The following is a 23,677-nucleotide window of genomic DNA, read 5'->3' as shown; positions in this document are numbered from 1 at the left end:
ACAGCCGCAGGACATCTGTCATGCCGAAGACACGACCCCCGGCCCTGACTGCGCGCCCGGGCGGTGGGGGAAGCTGATGCCATGACCGCAACCGCAGCCGTGAACACCACGAAAGGCGGAGGAGCCCTGGGGCAGGGCGAGCCCGTCGTCAGCTTCTCCGATGTGAACAAGAGCTTCGGCGCCGTACGGGCGGTGGCCGAGCTGAGCCTGAGCCTGTATCCCGGCGAGACGGTGGCACTGCTCGGGCCGAACGGCGCCGGGAAGTCCACCGCGCTCGACCTGCTGCTCGGGCTGAAGAACGCCGACAGCGGCGCGGTGCGGGTGTTCGGGTCCACCCCGGCCCAGGCGATCGCCGCCGGACGGGTCGGCGCGATGCTGCAGAGCGGCGGCCTGATGGAAGAGGTCACCGTCAAGGAGATCGTCACACTCGCCTGCGACCTGCACCCGAAGCGGTATCCGGTGGACCGGGTGCTGGCCGCCGCCGAGATCACCGACATCGCAGACCGCAAGGTCAACAAGCTCTCCGGCGGCCAGGAGCAGCGGGTGCGGTTCGCCCTCGCCACGGCGGGCGCCAACGACCTGATCGTGCTCGACGAGCCGACCACCGGGATGGACGTCAGCGCCCGGCAGGCGTTCTGGGCCACCATGCGCACCCAGGTCGAGCAGGGCAGGACCGTACTCTTCGCCACCCACTACCTGGAGGAGGCGGACGCCATCGCGGACCGTGTCCTCGTCCTGCACCACGGCCGGCTGATCGCCGACGGCACCGCCGCCGAGATCAAGGCGCGGGCCGGCGCCCGCCGGATCACCTTCGACCTCGAAGGACCCATCGACGAGGACGCGTTGCGCGCACTGCCGCACCTGGTCGGCCTCGACCTCACCGGCTCCACCGTGCGGATCCGCTCCGACGACGCGGACGCGACGATGCACGCGGTCTACGGGCTCGGCCTCTACCCGCGGAATCTGGAGGTCTCCGGGCTCGGCCTGGAGCAGGCGTTCCTCGCCATCACCGACGCGGCGACCGCCGAGGAGGCGGAGATCCGATGAACACGCTGATCCGGCTGGAGATCGTCCGCACCCTGCGGAACCGCAAGTTCATGTTCTTCTCGCTGCTGTACCCGGCGTTCCTCTTCGTGGTCATCACCGCGGGCGCGGACAAGAACACCAGGCTCGACGGCTCGGACGTCACGTTCGTCTCGTACTACATGGTCGGGATGGCCGCGTTCGGTGCGCTGACCGCCGTGCTGATGGGCAACGCGGAACGCATCGCCCGCGAGCGGGAGAAGGGCTGGGTGCGGCAGCTGCGGCTGACCGCACTGCCCGGCCGCGGCTACGTCGTGGCGAAGATCGCCTCGGCGGCCACCGTGAGCCTGCCGTCCATCGTGGTCGTACTGGTGCTGGGCGCGGCCGTGAAGGGCGTACGGCTCGACGCGTGGCAGTGGGTGGGGATCGCCTTCGCCACCTGGGCGGGCAGCCTGGTCTTCGCCGCGCTGGGCGTGGCGATCGGTTACGTGGCCACCGCGGACGTGGCCCGGCCGATCTCGATGCTCTTCTACTTCGGCCTCGCCCTGCTGGGCGGCCTGTGGATCCCGATCACCACGTACCCGCAGTGGCTGCAGGATCTGGCGGGTTATCTGCCGGGCCGGCCGTATGTGGCGCTCGGCCAGTCGATCGAGTTCGGCGACGCGCCGCACGCCAAGGACGTGACCGTCCTCGTCGTCTACCTGCTGCTCTTCGCGGGGGCGGCGGCCTGGCTCTACCGCAAGGACACGAGGAGGGGGTGACGCGGGGGTGAGCGGACCGCCCGCCCAGCCCCTGTCGGCCGGTTCCCGGACCGCCCGCCGGTGGAACCTGAGCGCGCAGTTCCTCCCCCAGACTTCGTCCGGGGGTGCCCCCAGCGCCCTTGGGGTGCCCCGAAGGGGCGCGAGGAACTGCGCGACAAGCCGTGGACCGGCGGAAGGTCCGGGGACTGGCGGCGGGGGCAGGAGGGGCGGGCCCGCGTGCAGGCAACCGCACTGGACAGCGATAAGGTCCGACACGTGGCTGAGACTCCCGAGCGCATGATCGAGAACGCCGTGCGGAACGTGGCGGCCCGCGCCACCCTGCCGTTCCAGGCGGCCCGCGCGGACCGCAGTTTCGGGACCGCCTTCTGGTACAACGACCTCGTCGAATCCGCCGGCGACCGCGAGGTGGTCCGGCAGTACCTCGTCACCGCCGACCGCCGTACCCGGTACGAGATCGGCCAGTTCACGCTGCGGGACGGCCTCGCGGAGCCGGAACTGCCCGCCGACGAGCTGGTGATGCCCGCCTTCGTCAAGAAGTGGACCCGGCTCGGCACCTCGGGCGTCGCGGTGATGCCCACCACCGATCTGCACATCCACGCCGAGCGCGGCAACTGGCGCTGGACCACCGACGAGATCACCTCGGGCCTGGCCGCCCAGCCGGACGACATCGCGCTGCTCGGCCCGGCCCCGCTGCCCGCGTATCTGCTGGGTCACGAGGTCGTGCAGGAGCCGGGCTCGAAGGCCGTGGACCGCCCGCAGCTCCTGGTCCAGGGCGCCGTGACCCGCGACACCCCGGACGACCCGGCCCGGTGGACCGGCCGGGTCCCGCTCGGCTTCGAGGGCGCCCCCGTCTTCGCCGCGCTGCCGATGCCGGACGGCGAACAGGTCAAACTGGTCTGCCTCGGCCTGGTCCTGCCCACTGCCCCGGCGGAACTCGCGAACCCGGCGGACCCGGCACCCACCGACGGTGCCGCGGACTCGCCGGAGGCCGCAGCCCCCGAGGGCGGCACCGTGATCACCTTCGACCGCCTGCGCGGCGCCATCCACGCCGTCACCCCGTCCCGCAAACGCCACTGGTGGCAGCGCGGCTGACTCAGCGCCCGCCGGTCACCGGGCCGTCAGCGGGCCGGTCACTCCTCCGGCTCGACGATCTGCTTCTCCTCCGCGAAGTGGCACGCCGACGGATGCGCGGCGGGCCCGCCCTCCTTCTTGAACCACTCCGGGACCGCCAGCAGCGGCTCCTCCACCGCGCACCGCTCCTGCGCCTTCCAGCAGCGGGTGCGGAAGTGGCAGCCGGACGGCGGGTTGGCCGGTGAGGGCACGTCCCCGGTGAGGATGATGCGTTCCCGCTGCTCACGGGCGTCCGGGTTCGGCACCGGCACCGCGGAGAGCAGCGCCTGGGTGTACGGGTGGGTCGGGTGCTCGTAGATCGCCTCGTCCGGCCCGATCTCCACGATCTTGCCGAGGTACATCACGCCGACCCGGTCGGAGATGTGCCGGACGATCGACAGGTCGTGCGCGATGAACATGTAGGAGAGGTCGAACTCGTCCTGCAATCGCTCCATCAGGTTGATGACCTGCGCCTGCACCGAGACGTCCAGCGCCGAGACCGGCTCGTCGGCGACGATCACCTCGGGCCGCAGCGCCAGCCCGCGGGCGATGCCGATGCGCTGCCGCTGACCGCCGGAGAACTGGTGCGGATACCGGTTGATGTACTCGGGGTTGAGCCCGACCACGTCCAGCAGCTCCTCCACCCGGCGCCGCCGGTCGCCCTTGGGCGCCACCTCCGGATGGATCTCGTACGGCTCCCCGATGATGTCGCCCACCGTCATCCGCGGGTTGAGCGAGGTGTACGGGTCCTGGAAGACCATCTGGATGTTGCGGCGGACCGCCTTGAGCGCCTTGCCGCTGAGCTTGGTGATGTCCTGGCCCTTGTAGATGACCTCACCGGCCGTCGCTGTCTCCAGGTTCATCAGCAGCCGCGCCACCGTGGACTTGCCGCAGCCCGACTCACCGACGATGCCCAGCGTCTCGCCCGCGTACAGGTCGAAGGAGACCCCGTCGACCGCCTTCACCGCGCCGATCTGCCGCTTGAACAGGATGCCCCGGGTCAGCGGGAAGTGCTTGACCAGGCCGCGGACCTGGAGGATCGGCTCCCGGCCGGCAGGCTTGGTGGGGGCGGGTTCAGGTGCCGTCGGCCGCGGGGCTGTCGTCATCGAGGGTCTCCTTCCAGAAGTGGCAGGCGCTCGCCCGGGTCTCGCTCACCCGGTACAGCGGCGGGATGTCCGTGCGGCACACGGCCCGCGCGATCGGGCACCGCGGGTGGAAGGCGCAGCCGGGCGGGATGTGCAGCAGGTTGGGCGGCAGACCCTGGATCGCGTACAGCTCACTGCCCTTCTGGTCCAGCCGCGGGATCGACCGCAGCAGGCCCTTGGTGTACGGGTGGGCCGGGGCCCGGTAGATGTCGTGCACCGGCGAACTCTCCACGATCCGGCCCGCGTACATCACCGCGATCTTGTCGGCGACGTCGGCCACCACCCCCAGGTCGTGGGTGATCAGGATCAGGCCCATGTTGAACTCGTGCTGCAGCTCCGCGAGCAGGTCCATCACCTGGGCCTGCACCGTCACATCGAGCGCGGTGGTCGGCTCGTCGGCGATGATCAGCTCGGGTTCCAGCGCGATCGCCATCGCGATCATCACCCGCTGCCGCATACCGCCGGAGAACTGGTGCGGGTACTGCTTGACCCGCTCCTCGGCGGCCGGGATGCGCACCCGCTCCATCAGTTCGACCGCCTTGGCCCTGGCGTCCTTGCGGGACATGCCCCGGTGCACCCGGAACATCTCGCCCAGCTGGTCGCCGACCGACAGCACCGGGTTGAGCGAGGAGAGCGCGTCCTGGAAGACCATCGCCATCCGGGCACCGCGGATCCTGCGGCGCGGCTCGTTGCCGAGCTTCAGCAGGTCCTGCCCCTGGAAGACCACCTCGCCGCCGGTGATGAAGCCGGGCGGGGAGTCGAGGATGCCCATGATCGCCTGGGCGGTGACCGACTTGCCGGAGCCGGACTCGCCGAGCACCGCCAGCGTCTCACCGGCGTCCACCGCGTAGTTGACGCCGTTGACGGCCTTGGCCACGCCCTCCCGGGTGCGGAATTCGACGTGCAGGTCCCGTACGTCGAGCAGCGGGCCGCCCTTGGACGCGGCGGGCTCCGCGGGGTCCGGGCTCATCTCCAGGCTCGTGGCCATCGCGGGCTCCTCAGCGCAGCTTGGGGTCGAGGGCGTCGCGTACCGCGTCGCCGAGCATGATGAACGCCAGCACGGTGACGCTCAGCGCGCCCGCCGGCCACAGCAGCATGTGCGGGGCGTTGCGGATCTGGCTGGAGGCGTCGGAGATGTCGATCCCCCAGGAGACGGTGGGCGGTTTGAGGCCGACGCCCAGGTAGGAGAGCGTGGCTTCCAGGGCGATGTAGGTGCCGAGCGCGATGGTGCCGACGACGATCACCGGGGCGACCGCGTTCGGGGTGATGTGCCGCAGCAGCATCCGGGAGTTGCCGGCGCCGAGCGCCCGCGCGGCCTGCACGTAGTCGTTGTTCCGGGCGGTGATCACCGAGCCGCGGGCGATCCGGGCGATCTGCGGCCAGCCGAGCAGGATCATGAAGCCGACCACCGGCCAGACCGTGCTGTTGGTGACCACGGAGAGGAAGACCAGGCCGCCGAGGATGACCGGGATGCCGAAGAAGACGTCGCTGATCCGGGAGAGGATCGCGTCCCACCAGCCGCCGAAGAAGCCGGCCAGGCCGCCGAGCACACTGCCGAGCAGCACCACGCCCGCGGTGGCGCAGACGCCGACCTCGACCGAGGCACGGGCGCCGTACACCACCCGGGTGTAGACGTCCCGGCCCTGCAGGTCGAAGCCGAAGGGGTGGCCGGGCTCCGAGCCCGCCTGGGACTTGGAGAGGTCGGCCTGGAGCGGGTCGCCGCTGGCGATCAGGCCGGGCCAGATCGAGATGACCACCAGGAAGAGGATGATCAGCGCGGAGATGATGAAGACCGGGTTGCGCCGCAGGTCCCGCCAGGCGTCGGACCACAGGCTGCGCGGCTTGCCCGTCGGCTCCCCGGCGCCGTGCCCCGGCTTCTTCTCCAGCGTCCCGGCCTCGTCGGCGGCCAGGTCCATGCCGCTGCCGAAGCCGCCGGGGGCGACGGACTGGTCGTGCTCGAACGGGTTGCTCGGTTCAGGCATACCGGATCCTCGGGTCCAGGACCGCGTAGAGCAGGTCGACGAGCAGGTTCGCCACCAGGAAGACCAGCACCAGGATGGTCACGAAGCCGACCACGGTCGGTGCGTTGTTCCGCAGGATGCCCTGGTAGAGCTGGTAGCCGACACCGTGGATGTTGAAGATCCGCTCGGTGACGATGGCCCCGCCCATGAGGGCGCCGATGTCGGTGCCGATGAAGGTCACCACCGGGATCAGTGAGTTGCGCAGCAGGTGACGGACGATCACCTGGCGGCGTGGCAGGCCCTTGGCGACGGCGGTGCGGACGTAGTCGGCCCGGGTGTTCTCGGCGATGGAGGTACGCGTCAGCCGGGTGACGTAGGCGAGCGAGACCAGGGCGAGGACCAGGCCGGGCAGGATCAGCTCGTTGAAGGGGGCGCTGGGCGAGACCGACGAGGCGACCCATTTGAGCTGGACGCCGAAGAGGTACTGGAGCACGTAGCCGGTGACGAAGGTCGGCACCGAGATGACGACCAGGGTGAGCAGCAGCACCCCGGTGTCGACCGGCTTGCCGCGCTTCATCCCGGTGATCACGCCGAGGATGATGCCGATGATGATCTCGAAGAGGATCGCCACGATGGTCAGCCGGATGGTGACCGGGAACGCGCTGCCCATCAGCGAGGTGACGGACTGGCCGCTGAACGCCTCACCGAAGTTCCCGGTGAAGATGTTCTTCATGTAGTGGATGTACTGGGCCGGCAGCGAGTGGTCGAGGTAGAGATCGTGCCTGATCTGGGCGGCGGTGGCCGGGTCGGGCGCGTGGTCACCGAAGAGTGCGGCCACCGGGTCGCCGAGCGCGTAGACCATCACGAAGATCAGGAAGGTGCTGCCGATGAAGACCGGGATCATCTGGAGCAGCCGCCGGATCACATAGCGTCCCATGGAGCCTCCTCGGGGAAAGCCGCCGGAGGCCGCACCGGGCAGTGCCCGGTGCGGCCTCCGGCCGGTCTCACTTGACCTTGATCTCGTTGTAGACCGGGACGCTGAACGGGTTGAGGAGGACGTTGCTGAGGTTCGAGGAGTAGCCGGCGCTGCCGTTCTGGTACCACAGCGGGATGGCCGGCATGTCGGTGACCAGCTGCCGTTCGGCGTCCTGGAACTTGCCGACGGCGTTGGAGGAGTTGGTCTCGGCGTTGGCCTCGTTCACCAGCTTGTCGAAGTTGGCGTTGCTGTAGTGCGAGTCGTTCGACGAGGCGTTGGTGAAGTACAGCGGCTGCAGGAAGTCCTGGATCAGCGGGTAGTCCATCTGCCAGCCGGACCGGAACGGGTTGTTCAACTGCTTGTTGGTGATCTTGTTCCGGAAGTCGGCGAAGGTGCCGGTGGGGGCGCCGACGCACGCCTTGTTGTTGCCCAGCGCGTTGTTGATGCTGTTGCAGACCGCGTCCACCCACTCCTTGTGGGAGCCGGTGTCGGCGTTGTAGCCGATGGTGATGCTGCCGCCCGGCAGCCCGCCGCCCTGCTGGATCATCTGCTTGGCCTTGGCCGGGTTGTACGTGCACTCGTCACCGCACAGCCCCTCCTTGAAGCCGCCCGCGGTGCCGAGCACCGGGGAGGTCCAGTCGGAGGCCGGGGTGCGGGTCTGCTGGAAGATCTGGTCGGTGATCTGCTTGCGGTTGATCGCCATCGACAGGCCCTGCCGGACCTTCGCGGAGTTCGCCGACGACCAGCGCGCGTTGTACAGCGGGAAGGCGATGGTCTGGATGATGCCGGCCGGCTCGTTGATGTAGCGGCTGCCGAGGTCGCTCTTGACGTTCGTCAGCTGCGCGGCCGGGATGTCGTCGACCAGGTCGATGTTGCCGGCCTGCAGGTCGGTGTACGCGGTGTTGTTGTCGGTGTACACCCGCAGGTCCACGCCGTTGTTCTGGGCCGGGTCGGGTCCCTTGTAGCCGTCCCACTTGCGCAGGCTCATCAGCGAGCCCTTGGTGTAGGAGGAGATGGTGTACGGGCCGTTGCCGATCGGCTTGCGCAGCCAGGCGGCGTGGTTGTCGAAGAACGCTTTCGGCAGCGGGTAGAAGGCCGAGTAGCCCAGGGTGTCCGGCCACAGCGAGAACTTCTGGTTGAGCCGGACCTTGAACTCCAGGTCGGAGACCTTCTGCAGCCCGGAGAGCGTGGTGGCGGTCGACTTGGCGCCGGGGTTGTCCGGGTGGACCTGCTCGTAACCGTCGATGTAGTTGAAGAAGGAGGCGTTGAGCTGCGCGTTCTTCAGCAGCGCGTCGTAGTTCCAGGCGTTGATGAAGGAGTCGGCGTTGACCGGCTCGCCGTTGCTGAAGGTCCAGCCCGACTTGAGCTTGATGTCGAAGTTCTGCGAGTCGGTGCTGGTGATCGAGTCCGCGATCATGTTCTCGGCCTTGGCCGTCTTCGGGTCGTACTTCTTCAGACCCCGGAAGATCATGTCGAGGACCTTGCCGCCCTGGACCTCATTGGTGTTCGCCGGCTCCAGCGGGTTCTGCGGGTCGCCCCAGGAGGCGCGGACGATGCCGCCGCTGCTGCTGCCGCTGCCACCACCGCCGCCGTTGTCACTGCCGCCGCCGCAGGCAGCGGCCGTCAGGGCGACGGCCATCACACCGACGGCCCACTTCACGCGCGTGGCTCCGCGCATCGCGTGCCTCCTCATGGGTCACAAATGACACTTCGCACCCCATGACACAGCAATACGGGCGAAGCCGCACTCAGGGGCCCACGCAGCGTCAGGAGTTCACCCGTGCGGGGGAGTACGCGAAGGCGCCCCGGCCGTGGCGAACGGCTCGGGGCGCCCAGCAGGGGTGACGGCGGATCAGGCCGCGTCCACCGCGCCCACCACATCCTTCTCGGTGGCGAAGTGGCACGCCGACTCGTGCGCGGCCGGGGTGTCCTGCCCGGCGAAGACCGCGGGGACCGCCAGCAGCGGCGTCTCCTGCGCACACCGCTCCTGCGCCTTCCAGCAGCGGGTGCGGAAACGGCAGCCCGACGGCGGATTGGCAGGCGAGGGCACGTCCCCGGAGAGGATGATCCGCTCGCGGTGCTCCCGCGCCTCGGGGTCCGGCACCGGCACCGCGGAGAGCAGCGCCTGGGTGTACGGGTGGGTCGGGTGCTCGTAGATCTCCTCGTCGGAGCCGATCTCCGCCATCCGCCCCAGGTACATCACACCGACCCGGTCGGAGATGTGCCGGACGATCGACAGGTCGTGCGCGATGAAGATGTACGACAGGCCGAACTCGTCCTGCAGCTTCTCCATCAGGTTGATGACCTGCGCCTGCACCGAGACGTCCAGCGCGGAGACCGGCTCGTCGCAGATGATGATCTCCGGGTTGAGCGCCAGGCCGCGGGCGATGCCGATGCGCTGCCGCTGGCCGCCGGAGAACTGGTGCGGGTACCGGTTGATGTACTCGGGGTTGAGCCCGACCACGTCCAGCAGCTCCTGCACCCGCTGCCTGCGGTCGCCCTTGGGCGCCACCTCCGGGTGGATGTCGAACGGCTCCCCGATGATGTCGCCGACCGTCATCCGCGGGTTGAGGGAGGTGTAGGGGTCCTGGAAGACCATCTGGATGTTGCGGCGGACCGCCTTGAGCGCCTTGCCGCTGAGCTTGGTGATGTCCTGGCCCTTGTAGAACACCTCGCCCGAGGTGGCCTGCTCCAGGTTCATCAGCAGCTTGGCGACGGTCGACTTGCCGCAGCCGGACTCGCCGACGATGCCCAGCGTCTCGCCCCGGTAGAGGTCGAAGGAGATGCCGTCGACCGCCTTCACGGCGCCGATCTGCTTCTTGAACAGGATGCCCTGGCTCAGCGGGAAGTGCTTGACCAGGTTGCGTACCTGAAGGATGGGCTCATTCACCGAGGGTCTCCTTCCAGAAGTGGCAGGCGCTGCCGCGCTCGGGTCCCACGGTGTGCAGGACGGGCACCTCGGTACGGCAGATGTCCTGCGCCATCGGGCAGCGCGGGTTGAAGGCGCAGCCCGAGGGGACGTGCAGCAGGTTGGGCGGCAGGCCCTTGATCGCGTAGAGCTCCTGGCCCTTCTGGTCCAGCCGCGGGATCGACTGGAGCAGACCCTTGGTGTACGGGTGCGCGGGCTTGCTGTAGATCTGGTGCACGGGGGCGTTCTCCACGATCCGGCCCGCGTACATCACCGCGATCTTGTCGGCGACGTCCGCGACCACGCCCAGGTCGTGGGTGATCAGGATCAGGCCCATGTTGTACTCGCGCTGGAGTTCGGCGAGCAGGTCCATCACCTGGGCCTGCACCGTCACATCGAGCGCGGTGGTCGGCTCGTCGGCGATGATCAGCTCCGGCTCCAGGGCGAGCGCCATCGCGATCATGATGCGCTGGCGCATACCGCCGGAGAACTGGTGCGGGTAGTCGCCGACCCGCTCGTGCGCGGCCGGGATCCGTACCCGGTCCATCAGCTCGATCGCCTTGGCCTTGGCGGCCTTGCGGGACAGGCCCTGGTGGACCCGGAACATCTCGCCGAGCTGGTAGCCGACCGAGAGCACCGGGTTCAGCGAGGAGAGCGCGTCCTGGAAGATCATGGCGATCTTCCGGCCGCGGATCTTCCGCCGCTGCTCGGGGGACATCTTCAGCATGTCCTGGCCGTGGAAGAGGATCTCGCCCTGCGGGATCTTCCCCGGCGGCATGTCGAGGATGCCCATGATCGCCTGGGCGGTGACCGACTTGCCGGAGCCGGACTCGCCGAGCACCGCCAGCGTCTCACCGGCGCCGACGGAGTAGTTCACACCGTTGACGGCGCGGGCCACCCCGTCCCGGGTGTGGAACTCGACATGCAGGTCCCGTACCTCCAGCAGCGGAGCGGTGCGGGTGGCGGGCGCCTGGGCGCCCGCGGTCTCATCGATGACCGTCAACGGAACGCCTCCTAGCGCAGCTTGGGGTCGAGGGCGTCGCGTACCGCGTCGCCGAGCATGATGAACGCCAGCACGGTGATGCTCAGCGCCCCGGCGGGGAAGAGCAGCATGTGCGGGGCGTTGCGGATCTGGTCGGAGGCGGCGGAGATGTCGATGCCCCAGGAGACGGCCGGCGGCTTGAGACCGACGCCGAGGAACGACAAGGTCGCCTCCAGCGAGATGTACGTGCCCAGCGCGATGGTCGCCACCACGATGATCGGGGCGAGCGCGTTGGGTGCGATGTGCCGCAGCAGCATCCGGGAGTGGCCGGCGCCCAGTGCCCGGGCGGCCTGCACATAGTCCTGCTGCTTGGCGGTGATCACCGCGCCGCGGGCGATCCGGGCGATCTGCGGCCAGCCGAGCAGCACCATGAAGGTGGAGACGGTGGTCACCGTGCCGCCCTTGACGACGGAGAGGAAGACCACGCCGCCGAGCAGGATCGGGATGCCGAAGAAGATGTCGCTGATCCGGGAGAGGATCGCGTCCCACCAGCCGCCGAAGTAGCCGGCCAGGCCGCCGAGGACCGAGCCGAGGACGGCGACGCCCACGGTGGAGAAGATGCCGACCGACACCGACGCGCGGGCACCGAAGACGGTCCGGGTGTAGACGTCGCAGCCCTGCTGGTCGAAGCCGAAGGGGTGGCCGCCGGTGGGGCCGTTCTGCGAGTTCGCCAGGTTGCAGGAGAGCGGGTCGCCACTGGCGATCAGGCCCGGCCAGACCGAGATGACGATCAGGAAGAGGATCAGCAGGCCGGAGACGTAGAACATCGGCTTGCGGCTCAGGTCGTGCCAGGCGTCGTTCCACAGGCTGCGGGGCCGGTCGCGCTGCTCGCCGGGGACGGGCAGGCCGTCCGCGGTGGTGGGGGTGCCGTCCTCCAGGACCGCGGTGTTGGTGGTCTCAGGCATACCGGATCCTCGGGTCCAGGACCGCGTAGAGCAGGTCGACGAGCAGGTTGGCGGCGAGGAAGACGATCACCAGGATCGTCACGAAGCCGACCACGGTCGGCGGGTTGTTGCGCAGGATGCCCTGGTAGAGCTGGTAGCCGACACCGTGCACATTGAAGATCCGCTCGGTGACGACGGCGCCGGCCATCAGGCCGCCGATGTCGGTGCCGAGGAAGGTCACCACGGGTATCAGCGAGTTGCGCAGCAGGTGCACGGTGACCACCCGGCGCTTGGGCAGGCCCTTGGCGATGGCGGTACGGACGTAGTCGGCGCGGGAGTTCTCGGCGACCGAGGTACGGGTCAGCCGGGCCACGTAGGCGAGCGACACCCCGGCGAGCACCACGCCGGGCATGATCAGGTCGCCGATCGGGGCGCCCTCGGCCACCGACGGGTTGGCTATGTGCCACTTCACGCCGACGAAGTACTGCAGCAGGTAGCCGGTGACGAAGGTCGGGATGGAGACCACCAGCAAGGTGAACGCCAGCACGCCGGTGTCGGCGATCCGGCCGCGGCGCAGGCCGGCCAGCAGACCGAGCGCCACCCCGACGACCGCCTCGATGGCGAACGCGACCAGGGTCAGCCGGAAGGTCACCGGGAAGGCGATGCCCATCAGTTCGGTCACCGGCTGGCCGGTGGCCGCCTTGCCGAAGTTCCCGGTGAAGATCTGCCGCATGTAGTGGATGTACTGGGCCGGCAGCGAGTGGTCCAGATACATCTGGTGCCGGAGCTGGGCGGCCGTGGCGGGATCGGGCGCCTTGTCGCCGAACATGGCGGCCACCGGGTCGCCGAGCGCGTAGACCATGACGAAGATCAAAAAAGTGGTGCCGATGAAGACCGGCACCATCTGGAGCAGTCGTCGTACGACGTAGCGCCCCATCTGCCCTCCAGGGATCGGGCAGACGCCGGCCGGGATGTGTGACCCCGGCCGGCATCCGCACCGCGAGCGGTTGCTGTCAGTTCCCCCCTGTGCGCGCCCGCCCTCCGGTGGGAGGGCGGGCACTCAGCCGACTCGGGTCAGTTGTTGACCGTGATGTCGGTGAAGACGGGGTAGCTGAAGGCGTTCTCCGTCACGTTGGAGACCCGCGAGGACCAGGCGGCGCCGCCGTTCTGGTACCACAGCGGGATGACCGGCATGTCGTTGAAGAGCAGCTTCTCGGCCTGCTGGTACAGCGCGGTCGCCTTGGCGGTGTCCGGCTCCGCGTTCGCCTGCTTGATCAGCGCGTCGAACTTCGGGTTGCTGTACTTCGAGTCGTTCGAGCTGCCGTCGGTCGCGTAGAGCGGCGTCAGGAAGTCGTCGATCAGCGGGTAGTCCATCTGCCAGCCCGAACGGAACGGGTTGGTCATCTCACCCTTGGTGATCTGGTTGCGGAAGTCCGCGAAGGTGCCGGTGGGGGCGCCGACGCAGGCCTTGTTGTCGCCCAGCACGTTGTTGATGCTGTTGCAGACCGCGTCCACCCACTGCTTGTGCGAGCCGGAGTCGGCGTTGTAGCCGATGGTCATGTGACCGCCGGGGATGCCGCCGCCCTGCTGGATCAGCTGCTTGGCCTTGGCCGGGTCGTACGTGACCGACTCGCCGGCGATGGAGTCGCTGTAACCGCCGGCCGCGCCCAGCACCGGGGAGGTGAGGTCCTTGGCCGGGGTGCGGGTGCCCTGGAAGATCTTCTCGGTGATCGTCTTGCGGTCGATCGCCATCGACAGGCCCAGGCGGACCTTCTCCATGCCCGGCTTGTTCCACGCCTTCTGGTTCAGCGGGAAGGAGATGGTCTGCACGATGCCGGCCGGCTGGTTGAGGTAGCGGCCGTCCATGTCCGACTTCACGTGGCTGAGCTGCTCGGCCGGGATGTCGTCGAGCACGTCCAGGTTGCCGGCCTGCAGGTCGGCGTACGCGGTGTTGCTGTCGGTGTAGACCTTCAGCAGCACGCCCTTGTTCTTGGGCTTGCTCGGACCGGTGTAGTACGGGTTCGGGACCAGCTTCATGCTGGTGCCCTTGGTGTACGAGGCCACCATGTAGGGGCCGTCACCGACCGGCTTGTCGAGGTAGCCGGCGTGGTTGGTGAAGAACGACTTCGGCAGCGGCGCGAACGCCTTGTAGCCGAGCCGGTCCGGCCAGGTGGAGAACTTCTGCTTCAGCTTGACCGTGAAGGTCTCGTTGTCGACGACCTTCAGACCGGACATGGTCTTGGCGGTCGGCTTCGACTTCTCGTCGGCCGGGTGGACGGCGTCGTAGCCGTCGATGTCGGCGAAGAAGTACGCGTTCAGCTGGGCGTTGGTGAGCAGCGCGCCGTAGTTCCAGGCGTCCACGAAGGAGCTGGCGGTGACCGGCGTGCCGTCGGAGAACTTCAGGCCCGGCTTCAGCTTGATGGTGAAGTTCTGCTGGTCCGGCGTGGTGATCGACTGGGCCGCCTCAAGGTTGGCCTTGCCGGTCTTCGGGTCGTACTCCTTGAGGTCCATGAAGATCATGTCCAGGACCTTGCCGCCCTGCACCTCGTTGGTGTTCGCCGGCTCCAGCGGGTTCTGGGGTTCGCCCCACCAGGCGCGGACAATGCCGTCGTTCCCGCCGCCGGCCGAGGACTTGCCGTCACTCGATTCGCCGGAACCGCAGGCGGTTGCTGCCAGGGCGACCACTGCCGCCCCTATGACCCACTTGGCGCTCTTGGCACCACGCATGGGTTGCCTCCTCAGGAGTCACTGTCGATACGTGAAAGGAAGGCCGTGGCACGCTGACACCCCTGACAGCGAAGGCGGCCTTCCATGCTCGTGAGTCGGCGCCCTTTGACAGCGCGTGACCCATTGACCCGAGCTCAACTCCGTCCACTATCGGACACTTTTGGGCTTGGTCCGAACGGCTCAGGTCTCACTTCGGTCACAGCGGGTGTGCGGGGCGGTGTCGGAATCCGGACATTCCGGAACGTACGTAGACAGGTTCAAAAGGGGTGATGTGACATACCCAACACCGCATACCCTTCCCCCTTGTCCGATATCCGGACGCCCTACCGGGCGGCACGGGGACGGGTGGTCGCCCTCGCGGGCAGCGGCGCCCTACCGGGCGGGTGCCCTCACGGGCGAGCGGTACCTCGTTTTTCAGGGCGCGGGGCTGCACCTTCATGTGCGGCTGCCGCCGCGGGGGCGCGACCGCGCAGGACGGTGCCCTACCAGGGGCGCGGGGAACTGCGCGACCAGCCCACGACCGGCTGAACGTCGTCACCGGCCCAAAGGGGCAGTCGCTGTCGTTTCCGGACCACCGGCCGGTGGCCGGTTGCTCGCGCAGTTCCTCCCCCAGACTTCGTCCGGGGGTACCCCCAGCGCCCCTTGTAGATGCCGTCCGCCCGCAAGGGCACCCGGCGGAGCCGGCTGGGTGCCGCGGAGCGGGAGGGCGCCCCGGGGCGGGGTGGGGCGGGCAGGGCGCCGCCGGGCGCCGAGGCACCCTGCCGCCCGGGTGGGGCGGGCAGGGCGCCGCCGGGCGCGGGGGTGCCGTTGGGCTGGTGGACGCGGAGCGTTACGCGTGCTTGGCGCGGGAAGCCGCGCGCCCCCGCTCCTTCTGGTCAAGAACAACCTTGCGGATGCGCACCGTCTCCGGCGTCACCTCAATGCACTCGTCATCGCGGCAGAACTCCAGCGACTGCTCCAGCGAAAGCTTCCGCGGCGGCACGATCGACTCCGTCACATCCGCGTTGGACGAGCGCATGTTCGTGAGCTTCTTCTCCTTGGTGATGTTGACGTCCATGTCGTCGGACCGGGAGTTCTCCCCGACGATCATGCCCTCGTACACCTCGGTGGTCGGCTCGACGAAGAGCACCCCGCGCTCCTGCAGGTTGGTCATCGCGAACGGCGTCACCACACCGGACCGGTCGGCGACCAGCGACCCGTTGTTACGGGTGCGCAGCTCGCCGAACCACGGCTCGTGCCCCTCGAAGATCGAGTGCGCGATCCCCGTACCGCGGGTCTGGGTCAAGAACTCCGTCCGGAACCCGATCAGCCCGCGGGACGGCACGATCCACTCCATCCGGATCCAGCCGGACCCGTGGTTGGTCATCGTCTCCATACGGCCCTTGCGGGTCGCCATCAGCTGGGTGATCGCACCCAGGTGCTCCTCGGGCGAGTCGATGGTCAGCCGCTCGATCGGCTCGTGCAGCTTGCCGTCGATCTCCCGGGTGACCACCTCGGGCTTGCCGACGGTGAGCTCGAAGCCCTCCCGGCGCATCGTCTCCACCAAGATGGCCAGCGCCAGCTCACCGCGGCCCTGGACCTCCCAGGTGTCGGGGCGCTCGGTCGGCAGCACCCGCAGCGAGACGTTACCGACCAGCTCGCGCTCCAGGCGGTCCTTGACCAGCCGGGCGGTGACCTTGTGGCCCTTGCCGCCCTTGCCGACCAGCGGCGAGGTGTTGGTGCCGATGGTCATCGAGATGGCCGGCTCGTCCACCGTGATCAGCGGCAGCGCGATCGGGTTCTCCGGGTCGGCCAGCGTCTCGCCGATCATGATGTCCGGGATACCGGCCACCGCGCAGATGTCGCCGGGCCCTGCGGTCTCGGCGGGCTTGCGGGTCAGCGCCTCGGTCATCATCAGCTCGGTGATGCGGACGTTGGAGATGGTGCCGTCGCGCTTGATCCAGGCGACGGTCTGCCCCTTCTTCAGGTGGCCTTCCTCGACCCGCAGCAGCGCGATCCGGCCGAGGAAGTTGTCCGCGTCCAGGTTGGTGACGTGCGCCTGGAGCGGGGCCTGCTCGTTGTACGTCGGGGCCGGGACGGTGGACAGGATGGTGGAGAAGAACGGCTCCAGGCTGTCGCTGTCGGCCGGCACGGTGCCGTCGGCGGGCTTGGTGAGCGAGGCCACACCGTCGCGGGCACAGGCGTAGACGATCGGGAACTCGATCTGGTCCTCGTCCGCGTCCAGGTCGAGGAAGAGGTCGTACGTCTCGTTGACGACCTCGTCGATCCGGGAGTCGGGGCGGTCGGTCTTGTTGATGCACAAGATCACCGGCAGCCGGGCGGTCAGCGCCTTGCGCAGCACGAAGCGGGTCTGCGGCAGCGGACCCTCGGAGGCGTCCACCAGCAGGACCACCGCGTCCACCATGGACAGGCCCCGCTCGACCTCACCGCCGAAGTCGGCGTGGCCGGGGGTGTCGATGATGTTGATGGTGACCGGGTCGCCGCCGTCCTTCGGGTGGTACTTGACGGCGGTGTTCTTCGCGAGAATGGTGATGCCCTTCTCGCGCTCCAGGTCGTTGGAGTCCATCATCCGGTCGTCCAGATGCTGGTGCGCGGCGAACGCGCCGGCCTGCTTCAGCATGGCGTCGACCAGGGTCGTCTTGCCGTGGTCGACGTGGGCGACGATGGCGACGTTACGAATGTCGTGGCGCGTGGACATGCTGGGGCGCTTCTCCCGGAATCGTGGATGACGTCGCGCCCCTCATTCGACGCGCTCGCCTGCCGGGCAAGGTCAAGCCACGGCCTACACCCATGGTACGGGGCTCCGCCACCGCCTCACGCAGCGCGGGCCGCCGGGCGGCTGCCCGGCGGCCCGTGCCGTCGCTGGGGTCAGGAGGTCCGCACGGTCACTTGCGGAAGCCGAGGTCCTCGTAGGAGGGGGTCTGGAAGCCGAAGGCGCCCGCGTTGGCGACGGACGTGCGCAGGCCCACGACCTGGGGACGCTGGTAGAGGGGGATGGAGCCGGCCGCGGCCCAGATGCGGGCGTCCGCCTCCGCGGTGAGGTCACGGGCGGCGCCGGCGTCGAGTTCGCTGCCGGCCCGGTTAAGCAGCTGGTCGATCTGGTCGGTGCCGACCCGGGAGTAGTTCTGCGCCACCGTGAGCGATCCGTCCGGCGCCGGCACCGGCTTGGCGAAGATCGGGGTGTCGTCGGTGGCCGGGTACGCGCTGCCCGGCCACGACCAGAGCGCCAGGTCGAAGTCCCCGGACGCGATGTGGTCCTGGAAGTAGCTCGCGTCGCTCACCTTGCTGATCTCGGTGCGGATCCCGATCCCGGAGAGCATCCGGGCGATCCGGCCGCCGACGTCGTCCAGCGTCGGCGAGTCCGACGGCAGCACGAACCGCAGTGTCAGCTGCTTGCCCGCCTTGGCCAGCACCCGGCTCGGCTCGACCACGGTGAGCGATCCGGACGCCGCCGTCCGCCCGGGTCCTGCCGCCTTCTCGCCGGTCTTGGCCGCCGACCGCTTCCAGCCCGCGTCGGAGAGCAGTGCCTGTGCCTGCTGGACGTCGGCCTTGCCGAGCGCCGAGCTGTGGTCGGCGTAACCGTCCTGGGAGGGCAGCACCAGATGGTTGCCGAGCGGCACCGCCGGCAGCCCGAGCGGCTTGAGCACCGCGGTGGCGATCTGCTTGCGGTTGATCGCGCGGGCCACCGCGTGCCGTACCCGCTCGTCGGTCAGCGGCCCGCTGCTGCCGTTGATCGCCAGCTGCGCGTACGCCGCGTCGGGCGCCTTGCGCACCGCGATGCCCTTGGTCCTGACGACCGTGTTCAGCGCGCTCGGGTCGATCTCGGCGAGGTCCAGCTTGCCGGCCGCGAGCTGGGCCGGGCGGTCGCTGCGCGGCACCGCGGTCAGCACGATCCGGTCGAGCTTGGCCGGCTGCCCCCACCAGGAGGGGTTGCGCACCAGCGTGACCGTCTTCGCGCCGGTGTCCACCGCCTGCAGCCGGAACGGCCCGGCGGCCACCGGCAGCGAGGTGCGGGCACCGTCGTTGAAGGCGTCCGCGCTGCCGGTGACGGCGGTCGGGTAGAGCGGGCTGAAGAGCGACTTCCAGTCCGCGTACGGAGTGGCGAAGGTGACCTTCACCTCGTGCGCGTCCGAGCCCTGCCGGACCCCTGAGATCCGGTCGTAGCCGGCGTTGCGCGAGGTCCAGTAGGCCGAGTTCTTCCCGCCGAGCGCCTTCCACTGGGCGACGAAGTCGGCCACGCCGATCGCCTTGCCGTCGCTCCACTTCGCTTTCGGGTTGAGGTGGTAGGTGACGACCTGGCGCGGTTCCTGCGCGCTGATCTCGGCCTTGCTGACGAAGTCGGCGTCCGGCTTCGGGTTGCCGTGCCCGTCGAGCTTGAACATCACCGGCAAGGTGGCGCCGGCCACCGTCGCGGTGTCGGCGTCCGCGTCGGCCTGGTAGGCGTTGAGGGTGCGCGGCATCGCGTCCACCGCCCAGCGCAGGGTGCCGCCGTCGCGGACCCCCGCCCTGGACACGGTCGCGACGTCGGTCCCCGCGGTACCGGCCGCCTTGGTGCCCCCGGAGGAGCACGCGGTCAAGGTCAGCGTGGCCCCGGCGGTGAGCGCGACGGCGATCCGTACCGTACGGCGCCGGTGCGCCGTGGCGGGGAAGGCCGGTCGCGCGCCACCGGTCAGGGGGCTGCTGCTCATGGGGCTGCGGTTCATGGGTGTGACACCTCCGCGGCCCCGGCGGCGGCCCGTACGGCCTTCGTACGCCATGCGCCGGGGACATGATTCAGCTGCTCTTATCTGCCGCTTTTCGGGCAATTTCCGGTAAATGGCACCTCGCCACCCGGTTCCCGCGCGGCCGACCCGCCGACCGGGCCGTTCCACACCACTCGTCCGGCCCAGAACGCCGCCGCCTTACCACCGACGGCGGGAATCCATGCAGCCGTCTTCACAAGACATGGTGTGACGCGCGACACTCGCAGGCGCGGCAGCGACACCACCGCACAACCACGCGTCACCCATCGCACGGCGGCAGACGGTGAGGGCACTGACATGTCCCTGCACGACGATCTGACTTCTGTTCAGCGCCGGCTCGACGATCTGATGCGCTGTGTCGCCCGGCTGGACGAGCAGGCGGGCAACAGCCTGGACATGCGCCGGGTCCGCGCGGACGCCGGTCACCTGCGGGAGAGCCTGACGCTGCTGCGGGAATCGGTCCCGGGCAGTGCGGCCGGCCGCACGGTGGACATGGTGCCGGTCCCGGACGCCCCCTATGACCGCGGGCTGTGGGCGGACGCCGAGGAGGAGGGGCTGGGCTCGCCCCACCGGCACGCGCCCTGACCACGGCCGCCGGGAAGGTACCCCTCGCGCCCCGCCGCCGGGACCCCGCCGGGACCGTGTCCCCGCACCCCCGCACCCCCGCACCCCCGCATCCCCAGACTCCCGCGGCCCCCGTACACCGCCGTAGCCGTGTCACCCCTCCCCCGCTCCTTCGGAGTCCCCTTTGGCCACCGGAACCACGCCCGCCACCCAGCCGCCGCCCCCGCCCGCCCCGAAGGACGCCCGCGGTGTCCACACACCCGGCCGCGCCGCGATCGCCGCCGCACATCTGCGGACCGACCGCTGGTGGCTGCCGCCCCTGGTCACCGCGCTCGGTCTGGCCGCCTTCGTCGCCTACTCGACCTGGCGGGCCTTCGCCAACTCCCACTACTACGCGGCCCCTTACGTCTCGCCGTTCTACTCGCCGTGCCTGGCGGCCAACTGCACGGACATGAACGGCGGAGCCGACTGGCACCTGTTCGGCGACTGGTGGGGCCTGTCCCCCGCCCTGCTGGTACTGATCTTCCCGCTCGGCTTCCGGCTGACCTGCTACTACTACCGCAAGGCGTACTACCGCGGGTTCTGGGCGTCACCGCCGGCCTGCGCGGTCGCCGAGCCGCACGCGAAGTACACCGGCGAGACCCGGCTGCCGCTGATCCTGCAGAACGTCCACCGGTACTTCTTCTACCTGGCGCTGCCGGTCGCCGGCATCCTCACCTACGACACCGTGCTCGCCTTCCGCGACGCCGACGGCGCCTGGGGCCACGCGGGCCTGGGCACCCTGGTCCTGGTGCTGAACATCGCGCTGATCTGGGCGTACACCCTGTCCTGCCACTCCTGCCGGCACATCGTCGGCGGCAAGCTCCGGCACTTCTCCGCCCACCCGGTGCGCTACCGGCTCTGGGGCTGGGTCGGCGTGCTCAACTCCCGCCACATGCTGCTCGCCTGGTCCTCGCTGATCAGCGTCGCCGTCGCGGACTTCTATGTGTACCTGGTGGCCGGCGGCGTCTTCGACGATCCGAGGTTCTTCTGAGATGACGAATGTGGAACGGCACGCGTACGACGTGGTCGTGGTCGGCGCGGGCGGTGCCGGGCTGCGGGCGGCGATCGAGGCCCGGGAGCGCGGCATGCGCACCGCGGTGATCTGCAAGTCGCTCTTCGGCAAGGCCCACACGGTGATGGCCGAGGGCGGCATCGCGGCCAGCATGGGCAACGTCAACGCCGGGGACAACTGGCAGGTGCACTTCCGCGACACCCTGCGCGGCGGCAAGTTCCTCAACCAGTGGCGGATGGCCGAACTCCACGCCAAGGAGGCGCCGGACCGGGTCTGGGAACTGGAGACCTGGGGCGCCCTGTTCGACCGCACCCCCGACGGGAAGATCTCGCAGCGCAACTTCGGCGGCCATGAGTACCCGCGGCTCGCGCACGTCGGCGACCGCACCGGTCTGGAACTGATCCGCACCCTCCAGCAGAAGATCGTCTCCCTGCAGCAGGAGGACTTCGCCGAGACCGGCGACTACGAGGCCCGGCTGAAGGTCTTCCAGGAGTGCACGGTCACCCGCGTGCTCAAGGAAGGCCCCCGCGTCGCGGGCGTCTTCGGCTACGTACGCGAGTCCGGCCGGCTCTTCGTGATCGACGCGCCCGCGGTGGTGCTGGCCACCGGCGGCATCGGCAAGTCCTTCAAGGTGACCTCCAACTCCTGGGAGTACACCGGCGACGGGCACGCGCTGGCGCTGCTGGCCGGGGCGCCGCTGATCAACATGGAGTTCATCCAGTTCCACCCCACCGGGATGGTCTGGCCGCCGTCGGTGAAGGGCATCCTGGTCACCGAGTCGGTCCGCGGCGACGGCGGGGTGCTGCGCAACAGCGAGGGCGAGCGGTTCATGTTCGGCTACATCCCGGACGTCTTCAAGGAGAAGTACGCCCAGGACGAGGCCGAGGCCGACGGCTGGTACGGCGATCCCGACCACAACCGCCGCCCGCCCGAACTGCTGCCCCGCGACGAGGTGGCCCGCGCGATCAACTCCGAGGTCAAGGAGGGCCGCGGCACCCCGCACGGCGGGGTCTTCCTGGACGTCTCCAGCCGGCTGCCCGCCGAGGAGATCAGACGGCGGCTGCCGTCGATGCACCACCAGTTCAAGGAGCTGGCCGACGTCGACATCACCACGGAACCCATGGAGGTCGGCCCGACCTGCCACTACATGATGGGCGGGGTCGATGTGGACCCCGACACCGCGGCGGCCACCGCGGTGCCCGGCCTCTTCGCGGCCGGCGAGGTCGCCGGCGGCATGCACGGCTCCAACCGGCTCGGCGGCAACTCGCTCTCGGACCTGCTGGTCTTCGGCCGGCGCGCCGGGCTCTTCGCGGCGGAGTACGCGGCCGGCCTCGGCGCCGCGGACGCCCGGCCGGTGGCACCGCAGGAGCAGATCGACGCGGCGGCCACCGAGGCGCTGCGGCCGTTCGGAGCCGGCGACACCACCGACACCACCGACGCGGCGGACCCCGCCGGCAGCACCGGCGCCGGCGGCAGCACCGTCAGCCCGGCCGAGAACCCGTACACCCTGCACCAGGAGCTGCAGCAGGTGATGAACGACCTGGTCGGCATCATCCGGCGCGGCCCGGAGATGGAGCAGGCGCTGGAGCGGCTGGCGGCGCTGCGGCAGCGGGCCCGGCGGGCCGGGGTGGAGGGCCACCGGCAGTTCAACCCGGGCTGGCACCTGGCGATCGACCTGCGGAACATGCTGCTGGTCAGCGAGTGCGTGGCACGGGCCGCGCTGGAACGCACCGAGAGCCGCGGCGGCCACACCCGCGACGACCATCCGGACATGGACCGGGTGTGGCGCAAGGTGAACCTGGTCTGCGAGCTGGCCGCACCCGCCCCGCCGGACCCGGGGTCGCTGCCCGGCGCCCTGGTCGGCGTCGAGGACGCTTCGATCGGCCTGCGCCGGCGCCCGATGCCCCCGATACGGCCCGATCTGCTCGCCCTCTTCGAACGGGACGAGCTGCTCAAATACCTGACGGACGAGGAGCTCGACCGGTGACTGGGTACACGGCGCGGTTCAAGGTGTGGCGGGGCGACGCGGACGGCGGTGAGCTGCGCGACTACGACGTCGAGGTGAACGACGGCGAGGTGGTGCTGGACATCGTGCACCGGATCCAGGCCACCCAGGCGGCGGATCTGGCGGTGCGCTGGAACTGCAAGGCCGGCAAGTGCGGGTCGTGCAGCGCGGAGGTCAACGGCCGGCCGCGGCTGATGTGCATGACCCGGATGTCGGTGTTCGAGCCGGCGGAGCCGGTGACCGTCACCCCGCTGCGGACCTTCCCGGTGATCCGGGACCTGGTCACCGACGTGTCCTTCAACTACACCAAGGCCCGGGAGATCCCCGCCTTCGTACCGCCGGAGGGGCTGGCGGCGGGCGAGTACCGCATGCGGCAGGTGGACGTCGAGCGGTCGCAGGAGTTCCGCAAGTGCATCGAGTGCTTCCTGTGCCAGGACACCTGCCATGTCGTCCGTGACCACGAGGAGAACAAGACCTCCTTCGCCGGCCCGCGCTTCCTGATGCGTATCGCCGAACTCGACATGCACCCGCTCGACGCCGCCGCCGGCACCGGCCTCACCCGTTCCGCGTCCGCACAGGAGGACCACGGCCTCGGCTACTGCAACATCACCAAGTGCTGCACCGAGGTCTGCCCGGAACACATCAAGATCACCGACAACGCGCTGATCCCCCTCAAGGAGCGCGCGGTCGACCGCAAGTACGACCCGCTGGTCTGGCTCGGCAGCAAGATCCGCCGCCGCCCCGCGTAGGAGCCCGCCCGGCGTACCGCCCCGCT

19 protein-coding genes are annotated in these 23,677 nt (G+C 69.6%); 7 read left to right on the top strand and 12 right to left on the bottom strand.

The window, feature by feature from the left end; genetic code table 11:
• Positions 1-81 precede the first annotated feature (81 nt).
• From OG552_RS23565 to OG552_RS23555, 3 genes are all read left to right on the top strand, one after another.
• Entirely contained in the window at positions 82-1,047 is a 966-nt protein-coding gene (locus OG552_RS23565) for an ABC transporter ATP-binding protein (protein WP_329136056.1), read from the top strand.
• Positions 1,044-1,784: an ABC transporter permease gene (locus OG552_RS23560; protein ID WP_329136055.1), complete on the top strand. Its 741-nt coding sequence runs from the start codon at positions 1,044-1,046 to the stop codon at positions 1,782-1,784. The genes OG552_RS23565 and OG552_RS23560 overlap by 4 nt, the downstream gene beginning before the upstream one ends.
• Before the next feature lie 255 nt (positions 1,785-2,039).
• Positions 2,040-2,876, top strand: coding sequence for a hypothetical protein (locus OG552_RS23555; RefSeq protein WP_329136053.1), 837 nt, complete (start codon positions 2,040-2,042; stop codon positions 2,874-2,876).
• A gap of 38 nt (positions 2,877-2,914) precedes the next feature.
• On the opposite strand, the gene OG552_RS23550 is transcribed toward OG552_RS23555, so the two are convergent.
• From OG552_RS23550 to OG552_RS23495, 12 genes are all read right to left on the bottom strand, one after another.
• Complete coding sequence (locus OG552_RS23550; protein ID WP_329136051.1) at positions 2,915-4,000, bottom strand: ABC transporter ATP-binding protein; 1,086 nt, start codon at positions 3,998-4,000, stop codon at positions 2,915-2,917.
• Complete coding sequence (locus tag OG552_RS23545) at positions 3,969-5,009, bottom strand: ABC transporter ATP-binding protein (protein ID WP_329141043.1); 1,041 nt, start codon at positions 5,007-5,009, stop codon at positions 3,969-3,971. Before OG552_RS23545 ends, OG552_RS23550 begins: the two co-directional genes overlap by 32 nt.
• A 28-nt stretch (positions 5,010-5,037) precedes the next feature.
• Positions 5,038-6,021 (bottom strand): ABC transporter permease, encoded by a 984-nt coding sequence (locus tag OG552_RS23540; RefSeq protein WP_329136050.1) that lies wholly within the window; start codon positions 6,019-6,021, stop codon positions 5,038-5,040.
• Positions 6,014-6,937 carry an ABC transporter permease gene (locus OG552_RS23535; RefSeq protein WP_329136048.1) on the bottom strand — a complete coding sequence of 308 codons (924 nt, stop codon included), beginning with the start codon at positions 6,935-6,937 and terminating at the stop codon, positions 6,014-6,016. Before OG552_RS23535 ends, OG552_RS23540 begins: the two co-directional genes overlap by 8 nt.
• A gap of 67 nt (positions 6,938-7,004) precedes the next feature.
• The gene (locus OG552_RS23530; RefSeq protein ID WP_329136045.1) at positions 7,005-8,654 is read right to left on the bottom strand and encodes a peptide ABC transporter substrate-binding protein; all 1,650 of its coding nucleotides are present in this window, start codon (positions 8,652-8,654) and stop codon (positions 7,005-7,007) included.
• 174 nt (positions 8,655-8,828) lie between these two features.
• The gene (locus OG552_RS23525; protein ID WP_329136043.1) at positions 8,829-9,866 is read right to left on the bottom strand and encodes an ABC transporter ATP-binding protein; all 1,038 of its coding nucleotides are present in this window, start codon (positions 9,864-9,866) and stop codon (positions 8,829-8,831) included.
• The gene (locus tag OG552_RS23520) at positions 9,859-10,887 is read right to left on the bottom strand and encodes an ABC transporter ATP-binding protein (RefSeq protein ID WP_329136041.1); all 1,029 of its coding nucleotides are present in this window, start codon (positions 10,885-10,887) and stop codon (positions 9,859-9,861) included. The genes OG552_RS23525 and OG552_RS23520 overlap by 8 nt, the downstream gene beginning before the upstream one ends.
• An 11-nt stretch (positions 10,888-10,898) precedes the next feature.
• A complete protein-coding gene (locus tag OG552_RS23515; protein WP_329136039.1) occupies positions 10,899-11,831 on the bottom strand; it encodes an ABC transporter permease in 933 nt (310 codons plus the stop codon).
• On the bottom strand, positions 11,824-12,747 hold the full coding sequence (locus OG552_RS23510; RefSeq protein WP_329136037.1) for an ABC transporter permease: 924 nt from the start codon (positions 12,745-12,747) through the stop codon (positions 11,824-11,826). Before OG552_RS23510 ends, OG552_RS23515 begins: the two co-directional genes overlap by 8 nt.
• A 137-nt stretch (positions 12,748-12,884) precedes the next feature.
• Positions 12,885-14,537, bottom strand: coding sequence for a peptide ABC transporter substrate-binding protein (locus tag OG552_RS23505; protein WP_329136035.1), 1,653 nt, complete (start codon positions 14,535-14,537; stop codon positions 12,885-12,887).
• A gap of 829 nt (positions 14,538-15,366) precedes the next feature.
• Positions 15,367-17,235: a translational GTPase TypA gene (gene typA / locus OG552_RS23500; RefSeq protein ID WP_329136033.1), complete on the bottom strand. Its 1,869-nt coding sequence runs from the start codon at positions 17,233-17,235 to the stop codon at positions 15,367-15,369.
• 187 nt (positions 17,236-17,422) lie between these two features.
• Entirely contained in the window at positions 17,423-19,240 is a 1,818-nt protein-coding gene (locus OG552_RS23495) for an ABC transporter family substrate-binding protein (RefSeq protein ID WP_329136031.1), read from the bottom strand.
• Positions 19,241-19,486: 246 nt separating this feature from the next.
• Between OG552_RS23495 and OG552_RS23490 the strand changes: the two genes are divergently transcribed.
• The 4 genes from OG552_RS23490 to OG552_RS23475 all read left to right on the top strand — a co-directional run bounded on the left by OG552_RS23490 (position 19,487) and on the right by OG552_RS23475 (position 23,651).
• Entirely contained in the window at positions 19,487-19,864 is a 378-nt protein-coding gene (locus tag OG552_RS23490) for a hypothetical protein (RefSeq protein ID WP_443071010.1), read from the top strand.
• Positions 19,865-20,027: 163 nt separating this feature from the next.
• Positions 20,028-20,876 (top strand): hypothetical protein, encoded by an 849-nt coding sequence (locus OG552_RS23485; protein WP_329136030.1) that lies wholly within the window; start codon positions 20,028-20,030, stop codon positions 20,874-20,876.
• A 1-nt stretch (position 20,877) separates the two neighbouring features.
• Entirely contained in the window at positions 20,878-22,884 is a 2,007-nt protein-coding gene (locus OG552_RS23480; RefSeq protein ID WP_329136028.1) for a fumarate reductase/succinate dehydrogenase flavoprotein subunit, read from the top strand.
• On the top strand, positions 22,881-23,651 hold the full coding sequence (locus OG552_RS23475) for a succinate dehydrogenase/fumarate reductase iron-sulfur subunit (protein ID WP_329136026.1): 771 nt from the start codon (positions 22,881-22,883) through the stop codon (positions 23,649-23,651). The genes OG552_RS23480 and OG552_RS23475 overlap by 4 nt, the downstream gene beginning before the upstream one ends.
• Positions 23,652-23,677 lie beyond the last annotated feature (26 nt).

The sequence above is a fragment of the Streptomyces sp. NBC_01476 genome (assembly GCF_036227265.1).
Classification (GTDB): Bacteria; Actinomycetota; Actinomycetes; order Streptomycetales; family Streptomycetaceae; genus Actinacidiphila.
This window is presented reverse-complemented; position numbering and strand designations above follow the sequence as displayed.